Origin of the sequence: Bacillus sp. AR8-1, from assembly GCF_008042345.1 — a bacterium.
Lineage (GTDB): Bacteria > Bacillota > Bacilli > Bacillales > Bacillaceae_G > Bacillus_A > Bacillus_A cereus.
Map to the genome: position 1 here is coordinate 74,846 of NZ_QNUB01000021.1, position 24,838 is coordinate 99,683.

Here is a 24,838-nt window from a genome sequence, read left to right on the forward strand (position 1 = left end):
TAAAAAATAAGCAATGATTAAATTTTAAACCTAGTCATTGCTTTATCCATTGCATCTTGGTTTACACCTATATAACGTAACGTGACCTTCTCTGATGAGTGATTGAATATCTACATAAGTAATGCTATCGTTTGCATGTACATATGATAACCGTACGTCTTTCTCAGCGTATGTGTGCCTATTTCATCTAATTCGAACTCTGCCGCTGCTCCACTTAATATCTTATATGTCATGCTATGCCCAATAGGACGATTCTTCCCTTGTCTACTTTGTAATAAATACTGATTATCTTCTTTTTCTTCTATAAACCATTTAAGCTCTCTTTTAAGAGATGCAGTAATTTGTATTCATTTCTGCTTCCCTGTTTTCTTTTCCCTCATAGATATATGACTACCCTGAACATCTCCTACCTTCAGTTTCAAAATATTTGAGATTCTAAGACCTGTATTAATAACCATAATAAAGAAAATGTGATTACGTAAGCTCTTTTCCTTAAAATACTCTTTTAACTGCTGTATTTGCTCTGGATCACGTATTGGTTGAACAAAATTCATTATTCATTGCCTCCCTTTTCTTCTGTCTCGTAAACTTCTAATCCAAGTGCAAAAGCAAGTTTATAAAACGCTTTAGACTTCCAGCGTCGATAAGTGCGCTTTGACATCCCTATTTCGTTATAAACCATGTAATTTCATACGTCCTCTTCTTCTAAATAACGTTTATAAATAATATCTCTTTGAATGCTTCCTGCACGCCCGTTTTCTAATCGATTTAGAAACTGATCAATACGTACTAAAATTCTGTCAAGCCACTCTTCTCGTTCGTTTTATTGAATATTTGCTATAGCAACATCTTCTAATGGTTTTCCAACTGTAAGTGTAGGACCATGCTCACGTATTTCATAAGAAGGAGTGACTTTCATTTCTTTACGTATTGTCCCAAATTGTCTTTGTATACGTACGCTTTCCAACACACCTTCTAATTCTTCTTGTGTCGCTGTTCTATCAATTTTTGGTAAGAAAGATAATTGTTTAGTCATGTAAGATCACTCCTTTTTATTTTTAGATTACTTTTGTCTTATCGCTCCGCGTCTTCGTTCATAACAAGGTCTATGCATTCCCATTAACTCTTTAATTTCACGAGTACTTAATTTCTCTTTTGGTTTTGTTTTATTTTTCTTCTTTCCTTGCTTGGATTGCTTTTTCCATTCGCATAATTGGGCTTTTAGTGCCTTCATATTTCCCCATCTCCCTTTTCAAAATAAAAAGGACACCTATTCCTAAAACAACTTTAACTGCTGCTTTAATGAATTGGCGTCCTCTAGTTTTCTAGCCGGACTGTATTCTACTTGCGTTCACTTTCTATTCAAAGGATTATTTTTTTGGGTTTTATTAAATAAACCAGTCTCTTAATACATCTAAGAAACTGAAAAAATTCACACTAGCGGCCCTTTATATGGAATACGTGGCATATTAATGAAATCATACGTCACAATATCTTCTATATTTGCCAGATAGGCATGTAAGCTTTCAATTAACATAAGATTAGGTATACTTTCTTTTTCTTTTATCAAAATAATAGGCTTTTGGAATGCATATGCGTAACCAAGTTCAAAAGCCGTGCCACTATCTACACATCCATTCACAAAATCATGAATTGCCACTACTACATCCGCTCTTCTTAAATATTTTAAATCATTATGAAAAACTACAGTTCTCCACTCCGTAGATCCAAAAGTTAAATGTTCATGTTGATAAAACCTAGCCGAAAAAATATCTGCAACAAAAGGATTGTTACCAAGCGCATTTTCTAGTCTCTTTATCCTGTTAATTTGTTCATCATTAAAAAATGGACCTGCTATAAATACCCTAACTACCCTGGTATTCTTTTTTTTCATACCACCTATACCTCCTTTCGCCCTTATAAACTTTAAATATTCCGTGTATTACAAAGATATTATCGTTTATTTTAAAATTATGAATATCTACCCCTTGAATAAAACCCAATATTCTGTCAATAATGCAAACACATGATTATCTTTCTCCGATTTCCTTATTTGAGTAGTTAGCTTTTGCTAGCTGCTCTTTTATTTGCGAACACTTTAGACAAGATTTCATACAATATATCCAGTCCTTTCTTATAATTTGAGCTCGTCACTTTCGTTATAAAAATAGGGTTATGTCCTATAACTTTTTTCAGGAATCATCCATATGTTATATCTGAAAAAGTGGCTCTGCTTTATAAAAAGGTGGTTGCGGAAACTACCGCCTTTTTATTTATGACAAAATGAAATTTTTATTCAGTTTCTTCTAATTCATGTATACATGCCATACATAACTCACTAACTTCATCGATCCAATCCGTTTCCTCTAAACAGTTACTGCAGCGTTTCATTCTACTTCATCCTCCAATACCGTGACAGTTATATAATTTCTAGCATTCTTTCGGTTTGCTATTCTCCTTTGATACGCTGGTCTTGTATAAAAACGAACTGTCGCAGGAAGTACGCCCATATAATTAGCGCATTTCTGTATAGTTCCGATACATAACAATGATTCACGTTTATAAACGACGTACTCCTTTAAGTTCATTTCTAAGTCCCCTTTTCTAATAAAATAGCGTTTTTGTTTAGTTTCACTCTAAAAGTAAAATTTTCATTTTTTCATTCAATCAAGTTCATAAAATATTCTTTTCCCCCGATAAAATAATGATTAGGTGTCCCACGCGCATTTTATCCACTGGAAATAATACCTTTCACGTACTTACGTATTAGAAACTTCATTTCTGCTTCTTCTGCAATAGCAATTTTGTTCACTTTTTTGATACATTTATGAAACATTCACATGTTATCTTCAATATGTTCTATTCTTTTTGAAAAACCATGTGAGAATACCAAACTAAGAAGCCCTAGAGCCCTAACTCTAGGGCTTCTTGTTTTTAAATAAGGATTTTGCTAAAAAACTGCACATTTATTAAGAACATACATAAAATATAATGTGGTATTCTTTTTCAATATTAATATTTATCCGAGAGCGCCTTGAATGGCGCTCTTTAATTTCCAAATAACATTTTCATGTAATTACGAGAGTGGATTTTATTATGATGTACAAGCACTACTTCACTTTATTAAATAGACTATATAAATATCTAAAAGAAGGGAGCTTTTAATTCATATGGCTGATTACTTCTATAAAGATGGTAAAAAATATTATAAAAACCAATCGCATTCCAACAATCAAAAAAACAACTGTTTTATTGAAACTCATACGATAGCTGGTTCTGCAGAAAATGCAAATGGAAATATACCTGTGTCTGTTTTCCTTGAAACCACCGCTCCACAAACTGTATTTGAGGATTTTACAAACAATCATAATAAAACATTAATTCAGTTATTCGTTGTTGGTATGAGTGCACCCGTTCAAGTAACTATTCTAACAAGAAGATCTAGCGTACCAATTACTACTATATTACAACCTGTTCAAACAAAAATATTTCAAGTTGAAGATTTTCAAAGTCTTACTTTTACAAAGCAGGAAGGTTCTACTAGTGTAGTTAGTTTATTTGTTCAAAAAACATTTTGTATATGCTGTAATGATAATAACGATTCATGTAATGAATATTACCAAGAATGTAATTGATAGATTAAATCACCAGAAGAATCCTTTATATAAAGGGTTCTTTTCCTTTCACTCCCCTCATTTCCCCATTTTTTATTAAAATAACTATTTTATTATGTTTCCTAACTTACAGTAATGTCCTTAAAAAACATTCATATATATTTATCAGATACACTTTGAAATCCCAGAGTATCAAATACTTTTAAGAGTTGACTGACCAATATTCGACTTATCTTTAAAAACTTATTAAAAATAACTTAGATACAAAAAAGCTACATTTTATATAGGATAAAAAATCATCTTACGTAAAGGAGCTTGATTATTTGTGAATTACCAAAATGATAATAACTCTAACCTTCACAACCCTTGCACTTGTCCATCCCCCACGGCTAACAGTTTAAATGTTGTTCAAACTACCCCATCAATAGTTTCTGTAAATTCTGCGATTCCACTAGATACCGTGGTAAATTCTAATGGTACGGCAATCTCATTCACACCACCAACAACTGTTTTACTTGAAGGTGGAAGAACCTATTTGGCAATCTATGAAGTGCAAGTTATCATTCAACCAGGAGGTAATTCGGCAGGTATCACTATGTATCTTAATAATAATCCAATCATTGGCTCTGGTACTTCTCTGGGATATACTGCAGGATTCACTTCTGTATCAGCACCCGCTATTTTCACTACACCTTTAGGTATAACAAGTACTCTTACTGTTAATGTAGGACCATATTCTAATACATTAAATACATTGGGCTTAACTCTTGCTGTTGTAGCATTAACATAATAAAATGTAAAACTCTCTAAAATGATTTTATTTATCCCTTAACTGTCTATTGGGCTAGCCTCTAAGAACTCCACATAACTACATATAGAAAAAGAACATTATTTGGTTCCATAGTACTAGGTGACTCGGCTAGCACAATTGCTGAGTCACCTATTTATCTATAATAAAATAAAGCTTTTGTTTAATTTATTACTTGTTCTTTTTTATGCATTATTCTATTACAATCCATTTTCATGTTATAATTACCAACAGTACATATTTTAATAGGCATAACAAATCTCATAAATATAGAAGGACCTTAATAATCCTAACTCAAGAAAAGAACATAAAATTAATTATGCATTTTCTTACATTATTATCTTTTTTTATTCTTATTTTCTTTAGTGTCACAATTTTTTATATACCTTTGGTTTTCTATTTTGTATGTAAATCACAAAACATTCGGAAAAATATTCTTGAAGCTGTTTTTTTCAACTATTCATTTGGATAATTACAGTGATTTGGAATCTTTTCATAATAAGAATCTTAATGCTATTTTGGTCTAATTTAGACTTGGCTTCAAATAACGCTTTGATTATTTTCGGGGTAGCTTCTTTATATCTAATACTGTTTCTCTTGTTAATTTTTGGACCTATAAAAGGAATTTTATATGTGCTACAAGAAAAAGACTTTCATTATCCTATTATTTCTAAATGGATTAACAAATAAAAATACGTGTAGAAGAATTCAGAGTTTCACTGAATTCTTTTTTTATGGATCTTTTAAAATCTTTTACATCTTCCTTCATTCCTTCTTTTTAATAAACTTCAACTTTTATTACAATAACGCTTTTTTAAAATACAATCGTTTTTCTATAAACTTTGTAACCTTCATTTCCTTTCCTATGATTACAATTTCCTACTAGCAACCAAGTATTGGCTATCCCCCCATATGAACACCTCAATTTTATTGGCATATACTTTGAAGGAAAAAACATTTCAATTAAACATATACCTACAAATTCAGTTGCTAATAATTTACCAAAAATTACTTAACATTTAATTTTTTAAAGGAGGTATTTATGAGATATAATCGAAAATCAAATTCGTGTGATAAATTTCAGCAACCCTGCTTTGTTTCTATATCCCCTTGTGATCAAATTAATTGCTGTACACCTGTTTTTTTCTCGAATGCTCAACAACAAGAATTATTGCAAATAATAAATCAATTAAATCAAGCCACCCTTTCTTTTTTCACAACACCAAATCCAACAACTATACAAATACTCCAATCAGCATTACAGGCATTAAATGATTTATTAATAGCAGTACAACCAAATACACCAAATAGAAATTTAGTTATAAGAACTATAAATCAATTAATTAATTCTTTACCTACCGCATCTCTCACTCAAATCTCAGCATTATTCCAATTTCTATTCCAAAGCTTGTCTTCACTTATAAGTTGTTCAAATATATCGGACCCCTTATTACAGCAAACATTCAACTTAATTTTACAAGGAATCTTAAATAGTTCGCTATTAAGTAACATCGGAACACCGGGGCCGACTGGAGCCACTGGACCTAGAGGATTTCCTGGACCTAGAGGCGCTCAGGGTTCTCAAGGTGTGCCAGGAATTCAGGGGCCTGAAGGGCCTCAAGGACCTCAAGGTGTAGAAGGAATTCAGGGGCCTGAAGGACCAGAAGGACCGGAAGGACCTCAAGGTGTACAAGGGATTCAAGGACCACCAGGACCACCTGGGCCTACTGGTTCAGGGACCGGAATGGGAATTCCTGGACCACCGGGACCTACTGGGCCTCAGGGTATCCAAGGGATTCAAGGACCGGAAGGACCGGAAGGGCCCACTGGACCTCAGGGTGTACAAGGAATTCAAGGGCCGGAAGGACCGGAAGGAGCCACTGGACTTCAGGGTGTGCCAGGAATTCAAGGGCCGGAAGGACCACCAGGAGCCACTGGACCTCAAGGTGTGCAAGGAATCCAAGGGCCGGAAGGACCACCGGGACCTACCGGAGATTGTGATTGTCCACCGGGACCTACTGGACCGACCGGACCTACTGGGCCAACCGGACCTGCATGTAATTTCCTAGTATATGCTACAAATGCAGGACTCATAGATGACCCTACAAATGATACAGTATCTGTAATTAACACCGGAACAAATATAGTAGTTGATACAATTACTGTAGGTAATGCACCACTTGAAGTAACGGTTTCACCAAATGGAGCTCGTGCCTATGTTACTAATATTTTTTCTGATACCGTTTCCGTTATTGATACTGCTACGAATACTGTTATCGCTACCATTCCCGTTGGAACTGATCCAATCGGTGTAGCTGTTTCTCCAGATAACACAACTGTTTATGTTGGAAATCATGGTAATAATACTGTTTCTGTTATTAATGCAGCTACCAATGCAGTTATCACTACCATTCCTGTTGGCCTCGCTCCACAAGGAATCACTGTTTCACCAAATGGGACCTTTGCATATGTTGCAAACGAATTAAGCAACACAATTTCTGTTATTAATACTGCTACCAATGCAGTTATCGCTACCATTCCTGTCGGTATTCGTCCTAGAATAATCGTCTTCACACTAGATGGTACTCGTGCTTATGTCACAAATCAAAACAGCAATACTGTTTCTGTTATTAACACCGCTACCAATGCAGTTATTAATACAATTAACGTAGGTACCGAACCTGTTGGTATAGATATTACACCGGGTGGAAATCTTATTTACGTTGTAAATAAAGTTAGCAATAATGTATCTGTAATAAATGTGGCGACAAATACTGTGATTGATACAATTTCTGTTGGTTTATCCCCTGATCAAGTAACTATCATACCTGATGGCACTCGAGCATATGTTACAAATCAAGCTAGTAATACTGTTTCCGTTATTGATATTGCTACGAATACTGTTATCACTAATATCCCAGTAGGTGTCGCTCCAACCGGAATAGCTACTGGAACTATTTGTGAATAAAATAAAGAAATGAAAGCCACAGATAGTTTTTATTAACATTGATAGTATGTGATATTCTTTCTTTAACTACGTTCAAACAACCAGGATAAACCTCTATATTCTGTTAATATTCTTTTCTGTTTTGTCTTACAGAACCTGCCGAGCCGCTAGCTGTTGTTAGCTGCTCTCTTTCTATAAAATCCAAATCAAATACCAATCAATTTACTGAAATTGATTTTTTTGGAATTACATGATAATATTTACCTATAAAATCATTACCCTTATACAAAGAGCTATGAGCCTTTCCACTCATGGCTCTTTTTTATTACGATTTTCACTTCACATCTACACGATCAACTTTACCGTTTATCCAAACCGCGACTTGCTCACCAAATCCACTCATTGGTGGATTGACTACTGTTACATTTCCGCCCTTCACTATTAAAAGTTTGTTGCTACCAACATCAATTTCTACTTTTTTCAAATATCCATCTCCCTTTTACTACCGCATGTACTCGACAACATCAGTTTTAAAGCCACTTCCCAAATAAACCCTTACTGGAATTACTACACGACCTAGCTCGTCCACTTTTCTTGCAACACCTGTTTTTTCATAGCTTACTCTCCTTTAGTATTTTTATATTTATTTAGAATCTCATCCAAACGTTTCTAATTACGAATGGTTTCTGCTTATCAAGATTTAGATTTAATTAATTGTAATAAATCGGTTGGGGGTTTATACAGAAATGCTTTCAGGGAAATTTTTATAAAGAAATAAAAAATGCAGCAGTGAAAAAAATTAAAACTCATAATTTAAGACATACACACGCAACTATACTATTGAAACAAGGAGTTAACCCTAAAATTATCAGTGAGAGATTAGGTCATACTGACATTTCATTAACTCTTAGTATTTATTCTCATGTTTTATCGAACATACAGGAAGAAGGAGTAAAAAATTTTGGTAAAAGTATCATTGGATAGTTAACGTTTGCAAACTGTTTGTATTTTATAACAAAAAGCCAAACAAATCTTGTATTAACAAGGTTTATTCACTTTAACATATGTTATCATGTATAATACATATGTTAAGTAAATTCAGAATAACGAGGCAAATATTATGGACTTTGTTTATATTAATCAAAACGTATTAAATAATCTTCTATACATTTTATGTAGTATATTTGTTTTTTATTTCATATATGATAGCAGGCATTATTTGAAAAAATACAAAATATTACTGATTACCCTTTGTTCTAGTATCCCGCTTATTTTATGTATGCGATACCCTATCTATATGGATGAAAGTTGTATTCATGATTTAAGACAAATTCCGGTCATAATAGGTACGCTTTATGGTGGATTCCCTGTCGGTATCATATTGTTTACAATTTTATTAATTACAAGATTTATATTTTATGGCTTTAATATGCTGACAGTCGTTGTTTACGGAATAATGTTCATCGTTACAGCACTCGCATCTTCAAAATTTAATACATATAATAGAAAGCTTAAAGTAGCTTTTTCCATGTTTTTAACCTTTTTCCTAGCAATATTTACAACTGTAATTGTATTAACTTTATCAGATTTTGAAGTGAATAATTTGTATATTATTTATTTCATGGTATTACCGACTACTTTAATGTTATTTATTGTTTATATAAATGAAGTTATAAAAGATGCTGTATTAATGCGCTCAAAATTAATTAAAATGGAAAAAATGGAGATTGTTAGCCAACTCGCTGCAAGTATATCGCACGAAGTAAGGAATCCTTTAACGGTTGTAAAAGGATTTACACAGCTTTTAAAAACACCAAATTTAACTCCTGAATCAAGAGACGAATATATTAAACATATACTTGAAGAGTTAAATCGTGCCCAAGAAATTATCGATGATTACTTAACGTTTGCCAAACCTGCTCCAGAAAAATTAGATCAAATTTCAGTAAAGCAAGAGTTAAATCGAGTTATTAATATGATATTGCCATTGTGTAATATGAATACGATACATATTACACAGGATTTTTCTGAGGCAACCATTGTTGGTAATAAACAGCACTTTCAACAATGTTTTTTAAACTTAATAAAAAACAGTATTGAAGCAATGCCTAATGGTGGTACCTTAAATATTTCCTCATCTATCAATAATAGTAAAGTTGAAATACGAATTGAAGATAGCGGAGTTGGAATGTCACAGGAGCAAATACATCGATTCGGTGAACCGTATTTTAGTACAAAAACAAAAGGAACTGGTTTAGGTACGATGGTTGCTGTTAAGATTATTGAGACGATGCATGGAAGTTTAAAAATCCGAAGTATCATTAGTAAAGGAACGACTTTAACGATTACGTTCCCGAAATATAGTAAGAATACGCATTTAAACAAATAAAAAAGGAGCATAGTTGCTCCTTTTTTATTTGTTTCGATACATAAGTATCTTCAATGTTTTTTTAGTTTACATTTGTGAAGACTAATTAAAAATTAGTATCCTCCGCCCCAGCAGCTGCATCCTACAATTATTAATAGAATGAATAACACAACTAATAAAGCGAAACCTCCACCAAAACCACAAGAACCACCGTAACTCATATTTTCTCCTCCTTTTGGTTTGAAAACTAATAGGTAGTTGATCATTTTAACTGGTTCGTATTATACATTATGTGTATATCCCTTTTTTGAGCATGTCTACATAAAAATAAGTAAAAGCACTCGTTTAAAGAGTGCTTTAAAATGGATACCAAAAGTTTTGAAATACGTTTAATTTTAAATATACCGCAACAATAAATATGAAAATACCGGCAAATAAAGCGATGAAATCTTCACGTTTCGCCTTACTTGTATAAAACCATGTACGTTTATCCTTCTTTCCAAATCCTCTTAAATCCATTGCATTTGAAACCGTATCTATTCTTTCTAGAGATTGAATGATTAGCGGCCAGAAAATTAAAACACGGTTCTTCATACGAACCCATAAACTTGCTTCTCCTTTTTCAAAAGCCACTCCTCTCGCTTCTTGCGCGTGTTTAATAATTTTATACTCAGACTGGATGTCAGGAATATAACGTAGTGCAATATTTATTGCATAAGTAATCTTATAATGAATACCAAGTTTACTTAAGTTACTTACAAATTCACTTGGATCTGTCGTGTAAATAAAAAGAAGTGTAAATGGTAACAACGTAAAATACTTTAATGAAAGTGTAGCTGCATAAAATAATGTTTCATATGTAATCGTTACATATCCAACATGTAAAAACGCGGTATATGATTCAGTTAATTCAGATCCATGAGTTGGTGTAATCAATAAAATCATGACAGAGTTTAATAAACTAAATGTAAATATGACACTAAAAACAATTAAAATTTTAGGAAATGGAATTTTAGCAATGCTGAGCCCGATACACCCAATAATAAATAATATTAGCAACACCCGAAAATCAAAAAACAAAAAAGTAAGCGTCATACAAAAAATAAATAAAAACAATTTCACTACCCCATCCATACGATGAAAATATGTACTATGCACCTTCCTCCCTCCTATTACTATCTAAATAAAGCTCCATAAATTTTTCTGGACATGCAATCCCACTAAATTTAACAAGCTTGGTTAAAGAACTCTCTCTTAAGTTGGCTCTTTGTAACGTTTCTTGATCGCCTAATACATCAAACACTGTATTATCCGCAATAATTTTCCCTTCATGTAGAACTACTGCACGGTCTGTATATTCTAGCGCGAGATTCATATCGTGAGTGATAAAAACAAATGAAATTCCCTTTTTAGCTAGGTTTTTAATAAAAGACATAAATTGTTTATAGTGATAATAATCTTGTCCCGCTGTTGGTTCATCTAATATGATAAGTTTAGGATTTGTTGTTAATACAGATGCGATTGTTAATCTCTTTTTTTGCCCATAGCTTAGTGCTTGAATTGGCCAATTACGAAATGGATATAAACCACAAATTTTTAAAGTTCCTTCTACTCTATTCTTAATTTCTTCCTTAGAAAAATTATGTAATGTTAATGTAAATGAAACTTCTTCAAAAACAGTAGGCTGTGTAATCATATGATTTGGATTTTGCATCACGTAAGATATGATTTCCCCACGTTTACGAATAGACCAAGAACTAATATCTTCACCTTTTAACAAGATTTTCCCATTTTTCATTTTGTTTATGCCTATAAGACTATGAGCTAATGTTGATTTCCCTGCCCCATTATGCCCTAACAGTGCCACAATTTCTCCTTCATATATTGAAAGGTTTACATTTTCTAATACTTTTTGTTTATTAGGGTATGAAAATGATAAATTCGCCACTTTAAGTAATTCCTTGTTTTTAGTATTACCTTTTAATATGACTTGTTTCTCCATCCACTCTTTTAGAACGTTGCCTACCTTTTCTTTTTGAAGGTTTTCCATTGGATATATTACGTCATTATTACGATCAAAATGTAATCTCTTTAATGCTTCGATGTAAATAGGCTCTCTTAAGCCAATACGTGGCAATATATTTGACGCTAAGATTTCTTTTGGTGTTCCTATTGCAATAACTTTACCTTCATCAATTAATATAACTTTGTCTAAATCCAGCTTTAAAATTTCTTCTATCCTATGTTCGATAATAACAATCGTTTTATTATATTGCTCATGTATATCTTTCATAAGTTCTATCGTATGTACGGCGCTTAGTGGATCTAAGTTCGCTAACGGTTCATCGAACAATAATATATCCGCATTTGTTGTTAATAAACCAGCAAGAGAAACTGTTTGCTTTTGACCTCCTGATAATTCATGTGGACTTTGTTTATGAAACGTATGCATCTTCACCTTTCTTAATGAGTCCGAAACAATCTTTTTCATGTCATCTTGCTTTACACATTCATTTTCTAAATAAAAAGCTACATCTTCTTCTACTGTCAGACCAATAAACTGAGCATCTTGATCTTGCAAAATTGTTCCTACCTGTTTACTTTGTTCAAAAATACTTCCTTCCCTCGGGTCTTTACCGGCAATTAAAACGTTACCTGTACTAGTCCCTTCGTAAGAAAATGGGATTAGCCCATTGATACAATGAGCTAATGTCGACTTTCCTGAACCACTTCGTCCAGCAATTAGCACCTTTTCCCCAGGGTATATATGAAAGGTAATATCACTTAAAGTAGGCTGCGCAGCATGCCCATATTGAAAGGTGAATTGTTCAAAAGAAATAATTGGTTTCATGTTAACATCCCTACTTTTCAATTTTTAAATGTGTATGTTTCTTATTAGATTTTGCCAAGCCAATTGTAAGTGGCAATCCAACTACTAAGAAAACGATAACATCGGAAATTGTTGCTCCTAATACTTGTATAACAATTTTGTCAAATGGTTCTCCCATCACAATAATATCGAATGCCCCAGCAAATATAATAGCAATGACAATACCAACTAATCCAGTAATTGCTAAATAAGAAATATGCCCCTTGTTAAACGACCCGTTTTTCACACTAAAACCAACTCTTTTTTGAATAAGACCCATCGAAAAACCAATAATCCCTGAACTAATAACCCAGCCCCACCAAATCCCCCATCCAGCAATCGTATCTGTTACGGTATGACCGATAAGTCCGATTAACAGTCCTGCCACTGGACCAAATAATGCTCCAAAAACAGTTAATATAGCTAATGCTGGTTTAATAAATGTATTCGGTGCAATAGAAAATCCCCAAAGTCCTAATATCCCGTATAATGCTGCTCCAATACCGATTGCTACTACTAACTTTGTTGATAATTTGTTCATGACAATTCCCCTCTCATATTAGTCAACTTTTATTACTCTATATTTAATTTAAAAATGAATTATGCATCGACACTCCCTTTCTATACAACCAAAAAATGACCTCTTACATAAGAGGTCATTTTCTTTCACGTTCAAGAATCCTCTTATCTTTCAAAAAACACATCGTGTCCTCTGCGGAATTAGCACCTTCCTATAAAATTACATAGGGGTTGCTGAGGTTTCTTAGGGCCGTTCCCTCCACCTCTCTGGATAAGTATTAATTTGTAATTCGTATTATGGCACTAAAGAATGTAAATTTCAACACTTTTCTTACTATTTTTATTTTTTGTTAAATAGATCATTTAAATCATTGTATTCTTATCGGAATTATGAAATAATAAATTCAAAATCGTTTCGGGAGGAATGCATTATGAAAGTTATTGGTTTGATTGGAGGATTAAGTTGGGAATCTACATCATTATACTATAAACATATTAATACACTTACACTCTCTCAATACGATCAAAATGCAAAGTTAGTTTTATATAGTATGGATTTTGGTGAAGTAACTACTTTATTACAAAACCATCAATATGAAGAAGTGAAAAATGAACTAGTTACAGTTGCAAAGAAAGTTGAAAAATCTGGGGCTGAATGTTTATTAATGTGTTCAAATACTGTACATCTATTTGCCGAGGAGGTAGAACAAGCAATATCTATCCCGCTTCTTCACATTGGTGATGTAAGTGCTAAAGAAATGGTAGAACAGAATATAAAACGTATCGGACTATTAGGAACAAAACAAACGATGGAGCAAGATTTCTATAAATCACGATTAGCGAAATATAACATTAAGACAATTATCCCAAATGAAGAGGAAAGAACCTTTATCCACCATGTCATATTAGATGAATTAAGTAGAGGGATCATTTCAGAAACATCTAAAGAAAAGTTATTACAAATTACAAAATCATTAATTCAAAACGGCGCTGAAGGTATATTATTAGGCTGTACTGAAATACCTTTACTCATCTCCCAAAATGATCTTACTGTTCCCGTTTTTGATACTGCTTTTTTACATGCAAATACTGCTGTGCAATTTGCTGGATAAGAATATACAAGCATAAAGGTGAGAACCTCTATGCTTGTATACAGTTACGACTATTTATCCCGCTATTTATGGGTAGTAAAATCCCTACCGATTAAAGTTTTACTTTATTTAAAAGAGATTCAATAACTGCAATTGCTTCTTTTGAACCACCACATTCTAAAAAGCTATCATTAAGTTTTCTTATACCATGTTTATACTTTTCATTTGAAAGAACATCTGTTACGGCCTCTTTTAAAGTGTGCACATTAACATGTTCTTTCAATAGTCTATGTGCCGCTTCAAGCTCAGTTAGTCTTTGCGCTATCATAGGCTGGTCTTTATCATGCGGTATTATTACAAATGGGACATTATAATGAATGGCATCGTGTACGCTATTCATACCGCCATGTGTAATAAAAACATCTGCTTCATTTAATATTTCTGATTGAGGTACGTATGGAGCAATTATAAAATTATCTGGTGCTTTCTTAATTTTAGAAATATCATTTCTATCACCAATTGCCATTACAACTATCCCATCAAAATCTGAAAAAGTATCAATACAAGTATTAAAGAATGGTTCGAGTCCTTCAAGCAGTGTTCCCATTGAAATATAAATAACTTTCTTTTCTTTAAGTGATTCCAGTGGAAACTTTATATTTGTTTTACGCTTTGAAATACTCGGTCCAATAAAAATGTTATTTTCTCCGAACGATTCGTTATTAGGTTGGAAATAACGACTTGTGTATACGAGACAAACATCACCCTTATTATTCATAAATTGAAGATTATTCTTTGGTTTTACTCCAAATTTATGTTCCATCTGATTTAGTAATTTTTCAGAGATTTCCTCTGGTTGGAATGGCATATCTGCATTTGGATGAAAAGGTAATGTCTTCAAAAATTGTGGCGGAATTAAAAATATAGGTGAGGACACTACACCTGGAACTTGTAAATACTCCTTTACTAACTCTCCTGCGCCAAATATATCATAAATTACGAAATCAAAATTTATACTTTCACATAATTGTTTCGTAATTTCTAATATATATAAAGAAGTTTGAACATGCACATGAAAGAAAGCATTTAACCCAGATGAGGTTTCAGCATCAATAGAAATCTCTTTTAATAGATCCGGATGAATATGTACAGTAGCTCCTAAATCTTCAATTCTATCCTTAAAGTTTGCCGTTGTAATATAATGTACGTTATCCCCTCGTTTAGTAAAAGCTTTTACTAAATTTAATGTAGGGTTTACATGTCCCTCTGCTGGAAAATTAACCACTAAAATATTTAGCACTTATTCCTCACTCCTTACATTTCATTGTTTTAATTAAGCATACTGTTATTTGTACAAGTAATCTTCCCCTAATAGTCCTAATATGCTTGCTACATTATATTGATAAATAATTTTCAGTCATCAACATAAAAAAAGCATCTACCTATGTAGATGCCTAACCGTGATAAGGAGTGTTCTGTGAGGTTAGAACAAGCTTTTCTGCTTGTCCTATGCTATTAATATATGATTGATTTTATAAAACGTGAATAGTTAATAGAATTATTTTATCCATTTTATATGATCAAATGGATAAAATACCATTTCTACTTTACCTATTATATTTGACTCATCAATAAGTCCAAGTGTATTCCTACTATCTTTACTATGATTACGATTATCACCTAACACAAATAATTTATGCGTAGGAACTTTTATTTCTCTAAAATTTGAAAAACGATTGGATACTTGTGATATATCTAAATTTATATACGACTCATCACGCTTTTTACCGTTAATAAATACCTCATCTTTTTTAGTTGTATATTATCCCCCGATAATCCAATAATTCGTTTCACATAGTAAGTAGGCTCGTCTTCTTTTTTTATAATGACAACATCTCCATGATGAAAAGACGATAAACAGACGTTTACCTTATTAACAAGTATATAATCTTTTTCATTCAAATTAGGTTGCATCGAAATTCCTTCTACCATACAAAATAAAAAGGACTTATTAATAAAAATAACCCCTATTATAATTAATATGTAGCTACATATGTTCCTCCAATATTTTAGAATAAACAGCTTCATATATACCTCATTTCTAATCTATTCCCAGATAAAAACGCCTCTAGTTCACATGAATGCTAGAGACGTTTCGTCCGTTTTAATTCTCTTTAGAGGCATCTGTTTTTGGCGCTTCACCAGTTAATCGCTTATTTTTCAAATCAAAATAAGCATCTAAAACTTCTTTTCCAATATCGGAGTTAATGCCCGATTTATCATTTTCAACCCACGGTACTACAACAGAAAATGATACTTCTGGATCATCATATGGCGCATATCCAGCTAATGTTAAGTTATAACATTCTCTACGATCGCCTTTCGCATTTCGCCCAATTTCATTTTCTCCACCATATACAGTTTGTGCGGTCCCTGTTTTACCAGCTGGTTTATATGGTGCTTTTTGGAACGCTCTTACTCCCGTTCCATCTCCTTCTTGAAATACTTTTCTAAATCCTTCTTTTACTTGATTAATATATTCTTGTTTCATATCGATTCTATTTAAAACAACGGGTTCTATTGATTGTACTACTTTACCAACCTCATCTTTTTGAACGGTTTGTTCTCTAATCTCTTGAACAATTTGTGGTTTCATTCGATACCCTCCATTTGCGATAGTCGAAATATATTGTGCAAGCTGAAGTGGTGTATATGTATCATATTGTCCAATAGAATAATCTAATAAGAAACCAGGCTGATTATCTTTTCTTCCAATTTGTCCTGCAGTTTCATTCGGTAAATCAATACCAGTTTGTACGCCTAGTCCAAATTGCCTGAAATAATATCTCATTTTATCAAAATATTCTTGTTTAATATCTAGTGAACTATTTTTCACATAATCCACACCAGCAATTTTTAATGCTATATTAAACATATAAACGTTTGAAGAAACTTGTAACGCTCTTAGATCGTCTATATCACCAAAATTTTTCCAAGACTTCTTTTCCTTAGTTCCTTTAAACTTCATAGGTGCATCATAAAAATGTGTCCCAGGAGTTATTGCATTTGTTTCAAACCCTGTTAACACTGTCGCACCTTTAACCGTTGATCCAAGCTCATATGAACTTGTCAGCGTGCCTAAAGCATAATCTTCTACTTCCATTTTCCCATCTTTTTCTACAAGCCTTTTCCCAGCCATTGATAATACTTGGCCATTTTTAGGATTCATCATCACTACGAAAGCACGGTCTAACATTGATTCTGATCCTTTATATTGTTTTAATATTTTTTCTATGCTCTCCTCTACTTTTTTTTGCAATTCCATATCTATTGTTAAAGTTAAATTTTTACCGCTTTTTCCTTCCGAAACGGTTTCCGTTCTAATAGTATTTCCTTGTTTATCAGCAATGCTTCTTACTTCTTTTTTTGTACCATGAAGTACATCTTCGTATTGCTGTTCGATATAACTTTTGCCGACCCTATCATTTCGGCTATAATCACGCACTAAATAATAATCTAATCGTTCACGTGGCAATCCTTCATCAGCATTTGAAACGTTACCAAGGACAGAACGGAATAATCCATCATTTACATAGATTCTCTCCCAATCAACTGATGCGTCTACTCCTGGAAGGTTCGCTAAATTTTCACTAATCACCGCATATTCCTGTTCACTAACGTCCTTTTTAATAATTTGAGGTGCCATTTGAAAACCTGAGGTCATTTTACTTTTAATAGCTAACACTTCTATATCTTTAGCCGTTAGTTCTTGAAGATTTTTATCTGTAACGCGTTTCCTTTTTAAATCTTCTATTTTTTTGTCTAGCTCTTTTCCGGTAATATCCTTATCTCGGAACTTATCTATTTCTTTTTTTGATACTAAGTCTTGAGCAAGTTCTGGATTTAATTGCATCCAAAAGTCTTTCTTATCAGTCTCAGTTAACTTATCTATATCTTCTTGTGGCATTTCAATAATATCTGCAAGTTGTCTTGCTGATTTTAATATTTCTTCTTGTTTTACACCTTTCACCTTAGTATATGTAATCGTACGTAAAGACTTATTATCAACTACTGGATTTCCTTCACGATCAAATATTTTCCCACGTGGTACAGAAAGGCCCACGGTTGCATTTTCTCTCTTCTCTACTTCATTTTTATATGTTTCTCCATCAAAAATTTGCACTTTCCCTAACTGAATAATAATGCCAGAAAATAATAAAAATACACAAAGGAATAAAATATTTAACCGGAGAGGTACTACTCTACCACTTTTCTTCTCTTGCTTTTTCACTTTGTCATAATCTCCTCCTTACAATATTTCAAATAACAATCACATTTCTATATTAAAAGTAATGTACAATTTCTATACATTGCTTTGTACAAATATTAATATAATGTTTAAAACTTAATAGAAATTAAAACAAAGGTAAAGAAAAGGTAAAGTTTACTAAATTAAATATAAAAAATACCCAATAACAAAAAGCTTAGTTTTCACTAATCGCTTTGTTATTGGGTATTAATTGATTTAAGAATTACTACTAATGCGTATCGCTATACATTTGTCGTCACAATTAGAAAGAGATTGTTTATTTAGTACTTTCGGTAAGTAAATAGTTACTGTTGTCCCGACCCCAACCTCGCTCATGATACTAATTGTCCCTTGATGACTTTCAATAATTTTATAACTTAACATTAATCCAATACCAGTCCCTTTTTCTTTCGTACTATAAAAAGGTTCACCTAATCTCTTAATTCTTTCTTCAGGTATTCCTATTCCTTCATCTATTACATGAATAATGACACCATCATCATTTATTTCTTTTATGTGAATTGAAATTCCCCCACCATTTGGCATAGCTTCGATTGAATTTTGCAAAATATTAATAAATACTTGTTTCAATTGATTTTCTGAGCATTCAATAATTATATCTTTGTCACCCGTAAAAAGTTCAACTTGAATATTTGTCATAATTGCTTTTGTATTCATTAACGATACGACATTTTTAAAAATTTGATAAATATTTTTCTTTTCTGTATTTATCTCATCTGTTTTAGCGATTGATAGAAATTCTTGTAGGATTGCTTCTATCCTTTCAATTTCAGAAAGCATAAGATCAAAATATCTTTCTTGATCTTCTTTATTAATTTGGAATAACTGTATAAAACCTTTAATTACAGTTAAAGGATTTCTTACTTCATGAGCCACGCCAGCTGCTAATTGACCAATTGCTGCAAGCGTATCTGATTTGTTTAACAATTCTTCTGTCTTTTTTCGCTCTGTAATGTCGCGTACAATAATCATAATTTTATCACGTAATAATGGTAAGCACCTAGCTTCAAAGAAATCAATACTTCCATTAAGTGTGAGTGGATATTCTACAATTACATTCGTTCCTTTTTCCTTCACTTGATTAATGGCTTCCTGAAACTGCTGCGCTACTGAAGATGGTAATACTTCGTAAAACTTTTTTCCCATAAAAGCTTCTGCGGGTACGTAAAACTTCGTAGGAGATCCTGCCTTGTAATCAATAATCGTGCCATCATCTTCTGTTAAGAAACATAAATCTGGTAAAGCTTTAAAAATTAATTCCAGTTCAGATGTTTGTTGTTTTAACTGCTCTTCTATCGCTTTTAAATGCGTAATATCTACACCAACAGCCCAATAACTATATCCTGTTACAGGAAACTGTTCTGATATATTCGACCACATTATTGTTTTGATTTCACCATTTTTACATGTTAAGTGCATTTCCCAATCTCTGAAATTTTTTCCACAAGTTAAAAATTTCTTTTGTATTTGATGGCGATAATTATGATCAGGATACAATAATTGCAGTGCATTTGGATTTCCAATTATTTCTTCAGCGGTATAACCTGTTACGATTTCACATTCTCGGTTCCACAAAACAAAATCTCCATTATAATCAAGCGCATCGACCATAACAGGCATGTTTTGTAAAATCGTATGTAGTTCCTCCTCTTTCCGAGAAAGCAACGTTGTATTTTTACTTTGAAATACCTTTATTGCACCATCTAAAATTAAACTTGAGAGCATTTCAAAGTATTTTTGACAACTGAAAATTTCACTTTTTTTGGACCATACAACAAAAGATCCTAAATGTTGATTGTATAAGAAAATGGGGATTTCAATCTTTGGAAGTTTACTCTTTTTTATCTCATTCATTCCGAATGAAAAAACACACTCTTTTTCAGCATCAAGAAGTTGATGTGATATGTTAGTTAATTTATAAAATTGTTCTGCCATGGTTTCTATTGTACTCACATCAATAAGTTCCATTAGCCGCGAATTCATTCTTTGTTCACCTCAATATGTAAAATTAATACAAATCTAAAATTCATACTTCTCCATTATACGAAGAAAGCTAGTGTAGGTATATAGCTGTAGAATAATTATTCGATCAAATTTTATTTTTCAATTAAAACAAGAAAAGAATATATTTCGTTCATTCCTCATTTATTGTCTAGGTAACTTGAATTCCTCCTTACATTCACTGAATTTTCACTTGAGAGTCATACGCGTCACTAATAGCGGTATAAACATGCAATAAGTATAAAGTTCATAAAATATTCACATTTTTATGAAAAATATACACATTTATTCCAATATATTCTATATAATGAAATGTAATAAGGCTTCTATGAATCTCATAGAATACCTTACCCCTAATAAAAAGAAAAAAGAATCCATTTGGATTCTTTTTTCTTTTTTTAATTACATTACATATTTATATAAAGCATGTGCCACACCATGTTCTTCATTTGATAACGTTTCGTATTTACACATTGCTTTTATTTCTTCAACTGCATTTCCCATTGCAATTGATATATTCGCTTTTTCCATCATAGAAACATCGTTTAGTCCATCACCTATCGCTACAGTGTTTTCAACCGGAATATCAAGATGTTCTGCTAAAGTATATAATCCATTCCCCTTTTGAGCATCTCGATGATTAATCTCTAAATTGTGCCAATATGAAGATGTAATTGCTAAATCTGTATTATGAAGAAATGTTTCTTTTAGTTTTTTTAATTTCTCAATATCATAAGAAAATGGTAATAGTTTATGCACATGTATGTCTGTTTCTACAATTGGTTTACAACTTTCCGCACTATGAAACGCTGTATGCTCAAGATATAATGCTGCGATTGTTTCTAACTCTTTCAAGTCGAAATTTTCTTTTGAATTCTTCACATACTCAATTTCATTACGTACACTCTCTACTCCATAATCCGGTACATACACACCTTTATCAGTATAAAGCTGATAATATAAACCATTCTCTTCAAGATATTCTACAATTTCAAGTGCCTGCATATTTTGAATTGGATATCTCTTCATCATTTTTTTATCTTTATATATAAGAGCCCCATTTTCCGCAATGATTGGACACTCTAAATTAACTTCTAACAATAATCGCTCAATGTCAACAATAGAACGTCCTGTACAAATTGCTACAACATGGCCAGCTTCTTGACATGTTCGAATTGCTTCTGCATTTTCTTTACTTATCATTTTATTCCCCGAAAGAAGAGTTCCATCTAAATCAATTGCGATTAATTTCATTATTTCTTCACCACTTTCTATAAATACACGAGTTCTAATTAATTATTAGGTATCGTTTTCATACAATCCTCGTGAGGTACTCCTTATTTATAATTTATGAAAAGCGTTTCAGGTCAAGAAATAATTAAAAATAAAATCCAAAGCTTTTCTTTTTAAAAAAGCTTTGGATTTTAAACTATGAATTATAACTAATGTATTTTGTCTCACACATGTACACATTTTTTTCTTCAGTTGGGATATATACTTTAAACTTTTCTAACCGTTTTCCATAGACATGAATCGTAATAACGCCTTCATTTTTGCTAATTTCAAGAATATGACAATCCGCTGGTGGAATTACTTTATCTGTTTCTCCTTCTCCCAAATAAAGATTTCCTGTATGTGTTAAATAAACAAGTGAATTTCCAAGTTGTTTCGTTTGTATAAAGTTCTGCACCATAATCCTTCCTGAAAAAACGCCTTCTACTCCCCATGTGCCGTCATGATCATGTAAAGGTGTAGATTGTCCATCTTTCCATACGAGAGCTAGTACTTCAAAACGTTTGAGCGGATCTTCATACAATAAATGTCGTGCATATTGAGTCAAATTGGCCTTCTGTTTATCTAACGGAAGCCATGTTTTCTTTTCTAAAAGTTCTTCTAGTAACTTTTCAATGCCACACACTATTTCTTCTTCAAATAAACCGTTTTCCATAAGATCTGTAACACCTTTAATAAACTTTTGAAATGATTTACTTCCATTACAAGTCAACATAAGAATCCTCCTCTACGTTTTATACAATTCCATATTAAGGTGATTACCGAAAACTCACAATTGAGAAACAAAAAACAAGATGCAAATGTATGCACCTTGTTAAGATTTTTATTTAGCTTTCAATCGAATAGGTAAGTATTTTAATGTTTGTTCATTTTCCAATATACATTTTTCTAAACAGAAAGATGGAGATAGCTCTATTTTTTCAAAAGCATTTATAAAGGTAGTTAATGCAATCTCAGCCTCTAAACGTGCAAGTGGTGCTCCTAAGCAAAAGTGAGGACCTTTCCCAAAGGTTAAATGCTTTTCATTCCCTGTTCGATGTACATTAAATTGAGAGGCTTGTGAAAATTTTTTCTCGTCTAAATTCGCTGCACTAACCCACGCAACAATCATCTGATCCTTTTTCATTAAAGAACCAAATATATTTGTATCCTCTGTAATCCTCCGGGCTAATGTAACAGGAAAGCGATAGCGTAATACTTCCTCAATCGCTTTTGAAATTAAGTTAGGTTCTTTTCTTAACTCTTCATAAATTCCAGGTGAATCTACTAAAAAGCAATAAAAGCTATTAATAATTAAATTTGTAGTGGTTTCATTCCCAGCTGCTAGTAAACCTAATGAAAAGGTTACAATTTCTTCATCGGTTAATCTTTCGCCTTCATATTCAGCTCGAATTAAATCAGAAATGATATCATCGGTTAAATGATATCTCTTTTCCTGAACAATCGGTAGAAGGTATGCTTTGAATTCATTTAATGCTATCCCTTTCTCAGCATCCAGATCATTAAACTTTTCTTTACTATACGGCATAAATAAAATATCAGACCATTCTTTAATTTTTTTACGATCTGTTGTTGGGACTCCTAATAAATCAGAAATAACGGTAACAGGTAAAGGTGCAGCAAACTGTTCAACGATATTAACTTCACTACATTTTTCGATATGTTGTACAAGTTCATCTGCGATAGCCTGTATTCGAGGTTTCCACTGTTCTAAACTTCTTGGAGTAAATGCCTTAGAAACAATGGAACGTACATTGCGATGTTCTGGTGGATCTGTAGAGTTTATATTTATTCTAGTTTCTAAAGGAGGGATTGAGAATTGTCTGCGCTCCCTTCTACTTGAAAATAAGCGATAATCTGATAAAACACGATTTACATCATCATATAAAAAAACATTCCATACATCCTGCTCTTCATCATAATGAACTGGGTGATTATCCCTCATCAAACGATACCATTCATATGGATTCCATAATTCTTCTTTTGTTTTCAGCTTTGAAATTTCATGAACTAAAATAACATTTTCAGGTGAAGCCATAGTTCTTTCCTCCCTTTTCTTTTACAATAAAAGTGATAGGTCGGCAGTTCAAAGTTGTATAAACTATCATATGTTATTTTAACATATACTAAAGGGGATTTTTCATTAGAGAACTTGAGAAATATATAAGGGGGATTTTTATGTACGTTGACATTTTACTACTAGCAGAATTAACGACCGGACCAAAACATGGATATGAAATCAAAAAAAATGTTCAAAATCGTTTAGGTGAGAATTTTGAATTAAATCACAACATGCTTTATCCTGCCCTTAGACGCTTTGAAAATATGGGTGCTATAACGAAAAAAATACATAAACAAGTTGGAAAACCAAACCGAAATATGTACGATATAACAGAAACAGGAGAAGAAATTTTTTCTGAAATGTTACGAGAGTTTCCCGAAAAACTTGCGACAAATAATGCAGAATTTCTTGTTCGTATCGCGCTATTTGAAAAACTTGAATATGAAGCTAGAAAAGAGATTTTGACTGTACGTCAAAACGTACTACATAATCAACTTACCGCTATTCAGTCTCTAGAGGTTACCTCACCCTTTATTACTGAAGTCATTGAATTTAGTAAATCACGAATTGAACATGAATTGAGTTGGATTACATCACTTATGAAGAAAATATGAAAAAATAACAAAAAAAGCTAAAATTAATGAATGAAAATGATATTTATTATCAATAATATGATTAATAAAAGGGCAACCACGATTTGGCTACCCTTAAAGAATTTACACTTCTGGATCGAATGTTTTGCAATCTGTTTCTTCCGTTGTAGATGCATGTTTACCTTTATGACTTACTACGTAAATTGCCTCTGCACTACATTTATTACCGTTCGCCCAAAATTTACAGTTGTTTACTTCACATAAAACGTCTTGTGCCATAGTATCACACCTCCTTGTTCTATTATCATTAACAAAATTCGGAGGTATGATACTATTTGTCATC

General features: G+C 32.5%; 21 protein-coding genes, 5 pseudogenes and 1 riboswitch. Of the genes and pseudogenes, 8 read left to right on the forward strand and 18 right to left on the reverse strand.

What is annotated here, in order from left to right:
* Positions 1 to 17 precede the first annotated feature (17 nt).
* The 5 genes and pseudogenes from DN400_RS17075 to DN400_RS17090 form a co-directional block, all read right to left on the reverse strand.
* Positions 18 to 554, reverse strand: a pseudogene (locus DN400_RS17075) (tyrosine-type recombinase/integrase).
* A pseudogene (locus tag DN400_RS17080) lies at positions 554 to 1,036 on the reverse strand (ArpU family phage packaging/lysis transcriptional regulator). Before DN400_RS17080 ends, DN400_RS17075 begins: the two co-directional pseudogenes overlap by 1 nt.
* 27 nt (positions 1,037 to 1,063) lie before the next feature.
* A complete protein-coding gene (locus DN400_RS29525) occupies positions 1,064 to 1,234 on the reverse strand; it encodes a hypothetical protein (protein ID WP_000645522.1) in 171 nt (56 codons plus the stop codon).
* A gap of 198 nt (positions 1,235 to 1,432) precedes the next feature.
* Positions 1,433 to 1,894: a nucleoside 2-deoxyribosyltransferase gene (locus DN400_RS17085; RefSeq protein ID WP_025118696.1), complete on the reverse strand. Its 462-nt coding sequence runs from the start codon at positions 1,892 to 1,894 to the stop codon at positions 1,433 to 1,435.
* Positions 1,895 to 2,387: 493 nt separating this feature from the next.
* Positions 2,388 to 2,588 carry a hypothetical protein gene (locus DN400_RS17090; protein WP_001049408.1) on the reverse strand — a complete coding sequence of 67 codons (201 nt, stop codon included), beginning with the start codon at positions 2,586 to 2,588 and terminating at the stop codon, positions 2,388 to 2,390.
* 582 nt (positions 2,589 to 3,170) lie between these two features.
* On the opposite strand from DN400_RS17090, the gene DN400_RS17095 reads away from it, so the two are divergent.
* From DN400_RS17095 to DN400_RS17110, 4 genes and pseudogenes are all read left to right on the forward strand, one after another.
* Entirely contained in the window at positions 3,171 to 3,635 is a 465-nt protein-coding gene (locus DN400_RS17095; RefSeq protein WP_147801771.1) for an exosporium protein D, read from the forward strand.
* 304 nt (positions 3,636 to 3,939) lie between these two features.
* Positions 3,940 to 4,404, forward strand: coding sequence for a hypothetical protein (locus DN400_RS17100; RefSeq protein WP_147801772.1), 465 nt, complete (start codon positions 3,940 to 3,942; stop codon positions 4,402 to 4,404).
* Positions 4,405 to 4,705: 301 nt separating this feature from the next.
* Positions 4,706 to 5,112: pseudogene (locus DN400_RS29910) on the forward strand (magnetosome magnetite crystal formation protein family).
* Between the two features lie 352 nt (positions 5,113 to 5,464).
* Positions 5,465 to 7,390 carry a YVTN family beta-propeller repeat protein gene (locus tag DN400_RS17110; RefSeq protein ID WP_147801773.1) on the forward strand — a complete coding sequence of 642 codons (1,926 nt, stop codon included), beginning with the start codon at positions 5,465 to 5,467 and terminating at the stop codon, positions 7,388 to 7,390.
* A 313-nt stretch (positions 7,391 to 7,703) separates the two neighbouring features.
* Here the strand turns inward: DN400_RS17110 and DN400_RS17115 are convergent, their stop codons facing one another.
* Positions 7,704 to 7,853: a DUF3954 domain-containing protein gene (locus tag DN400_RS17115; protein ID WP_000754941.1), complete on the reverse strand. Its 150-nt coding sequence runs from the start codon at positions 7,851 to 7,853 to the stop codon at positions 7,704 to 7,706.
* A gap of 189 nt (positions 7,854 to 8,042) precedes the next feature.
* On the opposite strand from DN400_RS17115, the pseudogene DN400_RS30140 reads away from it, so the two are divergent.
* Both DN400_RS30140 and DN400_RS17125 read left to right on the forward strand, forming a co-directional pair.
* Positions 8,043 to 8,353 (forward strand): annotated as a pseudogene (locus DN400_RS30140) (tyrosine-type recombinase/integrase); the annotation flags it as partial.
* Between the two features lie 136 nt (positions 8,354 to 8,489).
* Positions 8,490 to 9,758: a sensor histidine kinase gene (locus tag DN400_RS17125; protein ID WP_002094037.1), complete on the forward strand. Its 1,269-nt coding sequence runs from the start codon at positions 8,490 to 8,492 to the stop codon at positions 9,756 to 9,758.
* A 92-nt stretch (positions 9,759 to 9,850) separates the two neighbouring features.
* Here DN400_RS17125 and DN400_RS17130 read toward each other — a convergent pair whose 3' ends face one another.
* The 4 genes from DN400_RS17130 to DN400_RS17145 form a co-directional block, all read right to left on the reverse strand.
* Positions 9,851 to 9,958, reverse strand: coding sequence for a YjcZ family sporulation protein (locus tag DN400_RS17130; protein WP_000120182.1), 108 nt, complete (start codon positions 9,956 to 9,958; stop codon positions 9,851 to 9,853).
* 136 nt (positions 9,959 to 10,094) lie between these two features.
* Positions 10,095 to 10,895: an energy-coupling factor transporter transmembrane component T family protein gene (locus DN400_RS17135; protein ID WP_098256250.1), complete on the reverse strand. Its 801-nt coding sequence runs from the start codon at positions 10,893 to 10,895 to the stop codon at positions 10,095 to 10,097.
* Positions 10,888 to 12,588 carry an ABC transporter ATP-binding protein gene (locus tag DN400_RS17140; protein ID WP_065228913.1) on the reverse strand — a complete coding sequence of 567 codons (1,701 nt, stop codon included), beginning with the start codon at positions 12,586 to 12,588 and terminating at the stop codon, positions 10,888 to 10,890. The genes DN400_RS17135 and DN400_RS17140 overlap by 8 nt, the downstream gene beginning before the upstream one ends.
* A gap of 10 nt (positions 12,589 to 12,598) precedes the next feature.
* The gene (locus DN400_RS17145; RefSeq protein WP_001038211.1) at positions 12,599 to 13,147 is read right to left on the reverse strand and encodes an ECF-type riboflavin transporter substrate-binding protein; all 549 of its coding nucleotides are present in this window, start codon (positions 13,145 to 13,147) and stop codon (positions 12,599 to 12,601) included.
* 140 nt (positions 13,148 to 13,287) lie between these two features.
* Positions 13,288 to 13,403, reverse strand: a riboswitch (SAM riboswitch).
* Positions 13,404 to 13,556: 153 nt separating this feature from the next.
* On the opposite strand from DN400_RS17145, the gene DN400_RS17150 reads away from it, so the two are divergent.
* Positions 13,557 to 14,237, forward strand: coding sequence for an aspartate/glutamate racemase family protein (locus DN400_RS17150; RefSeq protein WP_000864396.1), 681 nt, complete (start codon positions 13,557 to 13,559; stop codon positions 14,235 to 14,237).
* A 91-nt stretch (positions 14,238 to 14,328) separates the two neighbouring features.
* Here DN400_RS17150 and DN400_RS17155 read toward each other — a convergent pair whose 3' ends face one another.
* The 7 genes and pseudogenes from DN400_RS17155 to DN400_RS17185 all read right to left on the reverse strand — a co-directional run bounded on the left by DN400_RS17155 (position 14,329) and on the right by DN400_RS17185 (position 23,878).
* Positions 14,329 to 15,516 carry a macrolide family glycosyltransferase gene (locus tag DN400_RS17155; protein WP_098256249.1) on the reverse strand — a complete coding sequence of 396 codons (1,188 nt, stop codon included), beginning with the start codon at positions 15,514 to 15,516 and terminating at the stop codon, positions 14,329 to 14,331.
* Between the two features lie 258 nt (positions 15,517 to 15,774).
* Positions 15,775 to 16,304: pseudogene (gene lepB, locus DN400_RS17160) on the reverse strand (signal peptidase I).
* Positions 16,305 to 16,380: 76 nt separating this feature from the next.
* Positions 16,381 to 18,507, reverse strand: coding sequence for a peptidoglycan D,D-transpeptidase FtsI family protein (locus DN400_RS17165; protein ID WP_098256248.1), 2,127 nt, complete (start codon positions 18,505 to 18,507; stop codon positions 16,381 to 16,383).
* 234 nt (positions 18,508 to 18,741) lie between these two features.
* Positions 18,742 to 20,529, reverse strand: coding sequence for a PAS domain-containing sensor histidine kinase (locus DN400_RS17170; RefSeq protein WP_001088550.1), 1,788 nt, complete (start codon positions 20,527 to 20,529; stop codon positions 18,742 to 18,744).
* 420 nt (positions 20,530 to 20,949) lie between these two features.
* Positions 20,950 to 21,801 carry a Cof-type HAD-IIB family hydrolase gene (locus tag DN400_RS17175; protein WP_016512748.1) on the reverse strand — a complete coding sequence of 284 codons (852 nt, stop codon included), beginning with the start codon at positions 21,799 to 21,801 and terminating at the stop codon, positions 20,950 to 20,952.
* A 175-nt stretch (positions 21,802 to 21,976) separates the two neighbouring features.
* On the reverse strand, positions 21,977 to 22,555 hold the full coding sequence (locus DN400_RS17180; RefSeq protein ID WP_147801774.1) for a cysteine dioxygenase family protein: 579 nt from the start codon (positions 22,553 to 22,555) through the stop codon (positions 21,977 to 21,979).
* Between the two features lie 108 nt (positions 22,556 to 22,663).
* A complete protein-coding gene (locus DN400_RS17185) occupies positions 22,664 to 23,878 on the reverse strand; it encodes a cytochrome P450 (protein ID WP_000168014.1) in 1,215 nt (404 codons plus the stop codon).
* A 140-nt stretch (positions 23,879 to 24,018) separates the two neighbouring features.
* On the opposite strand from DN400_RS17185, the gene DN400_RS17190 reads away from it, so the two are divergent.
* Entirely contained in the window at positions 24,019 to 24,516 is a 498-nt protein-coding gene (locus DN400_RS17190; RefSeq protein ID WP_000289121.1) for a PadR family transcriptional regulator, read from the forward strand.
* A 102-nt stretch (positions 24,517 to 24,618) separates the two neighbouring features.
* On the opposite strand, the gene DN400_RS17195 is transcribed toward DN400_RS17190, so the two are convergent.
* On the reverse strand, positions 24,619 to 24,774 hold the full coding sequence (locus DN400_RS17195) for a DUF1540 domain-containing protein (RefSeq protein WP_000046095.1): 156 nt from the start codon (positions 24,772 to 24,774) through the stop codon (positions 24,619 to 24,621).
* Positions 24,775 to 24,838: the final 64 nt, after the last annotated feature.

Coding starts and splice junctions, on each gene's coding strand:
- DN400_RS17130 (WP_000120182.1), bottom strand. CDS start 9,958: ATGAGTTACGGTGGTTCTTGTGGTTTTGGTGGAGGTTTCGCTTTATTA.
- DN400_RS17150 (WP_000864396.1), top strand. CDS start 13,557: ATGAAAGTTATTGGTTTGATTGGAGGATTAAGTTGGGAATCTACATCA.
- DN400_RS29525 (WP_000645522.1), bottom strand. CDS start 1,234: ATGAAGGCACTAAAAGCCCAATTATGCGAATGGAAAAAGCAATCCAAG.
- DN400_RS17090 (WP_001049408.1), bottom strand. CDS start 2,588: ATGAACTTAAAGGAGTACGTCGTTTATAAACGTGAATCATTGTTATGT.
- DN400_RS17125 (WP_002094037.1), top strand. CDS start 8,490: ATGGACTTTGTTTATATTAATCAAAACGTATTAAATAATCTTCTATAC.
- DN400_RS17180 (WP_147801774.1), bottom strand. CDS start 22,555: ATGTTGACTTGTAATGGAAGTAAATCATTTCAAAAGTTTATTAAAGGT.
- DN400_RS17195 (WP_000046095.1), bottom strand. CDS start 24,774: ATGGCACAAGACGTTTTATGTGAAGTAAACAACTGTAAATTTTGGGCG.
- DN400_RS17140 (WP_065228913.1), bottom strand. CDS start 12,588: ATGAAACCAATTATTTCTTTTGAACAATTCACCTTTCAATATGGGCAT.
- DN400_RS17185 (WP_000168014.1), bottom strand. CDS start 23,878: ATGGCTTCACCTGAAAATGTTATTTTAGTTCATGAAATTTCAAAGCTG.
- DN400_RS17110 (WP_147801773.1), top strand. CDS start 5,465: ATGAGATATAATCGAAAATCAAATTCGTGTGATAAATTTCAGCAACCC.
- DN400_RS17145 (WP_001038211.1), bottom strand. CDS start 13,147: ATGAACAAATTATCAACAAAGTTAGTAGTAGCAATCGGTATTGGAGCA.
- DN400_RS17190 (WP_000289121.1), top strand. CDS start 24,019: ATGTACGTTGACATTTTACTACTAGCAGAATTAACGACCGGACCAAAA.
- DN400_RS17095 (WP_147801771.1), top strand. CDS start 3,171: ATGGCTGATTACTTCTATAAAGATGGTAAAAAATATTATAAAAACCAA.
- DN400_RS17170 (WP_001088550.1), bottom strand. CDS start 20,529: ATGAATTCGCGGCTAATGGAACTTATTGATGTGAGTACAATAGAAACC.
- DN400_RS17175 (WP_016512748.1), bottom strand. CDS start 21,801: ATGAAATTAATCGCAATTGATTTAGATGGAACTCTTCTTTCGGGGAAT.
- DN400_RS17085 (WP_025118696.1), bottom strand. CDS start 1,894: ATGAAAAAAAAGAATACCAGGGTAGTTAGGGTATTTATAGCAGGTCCA.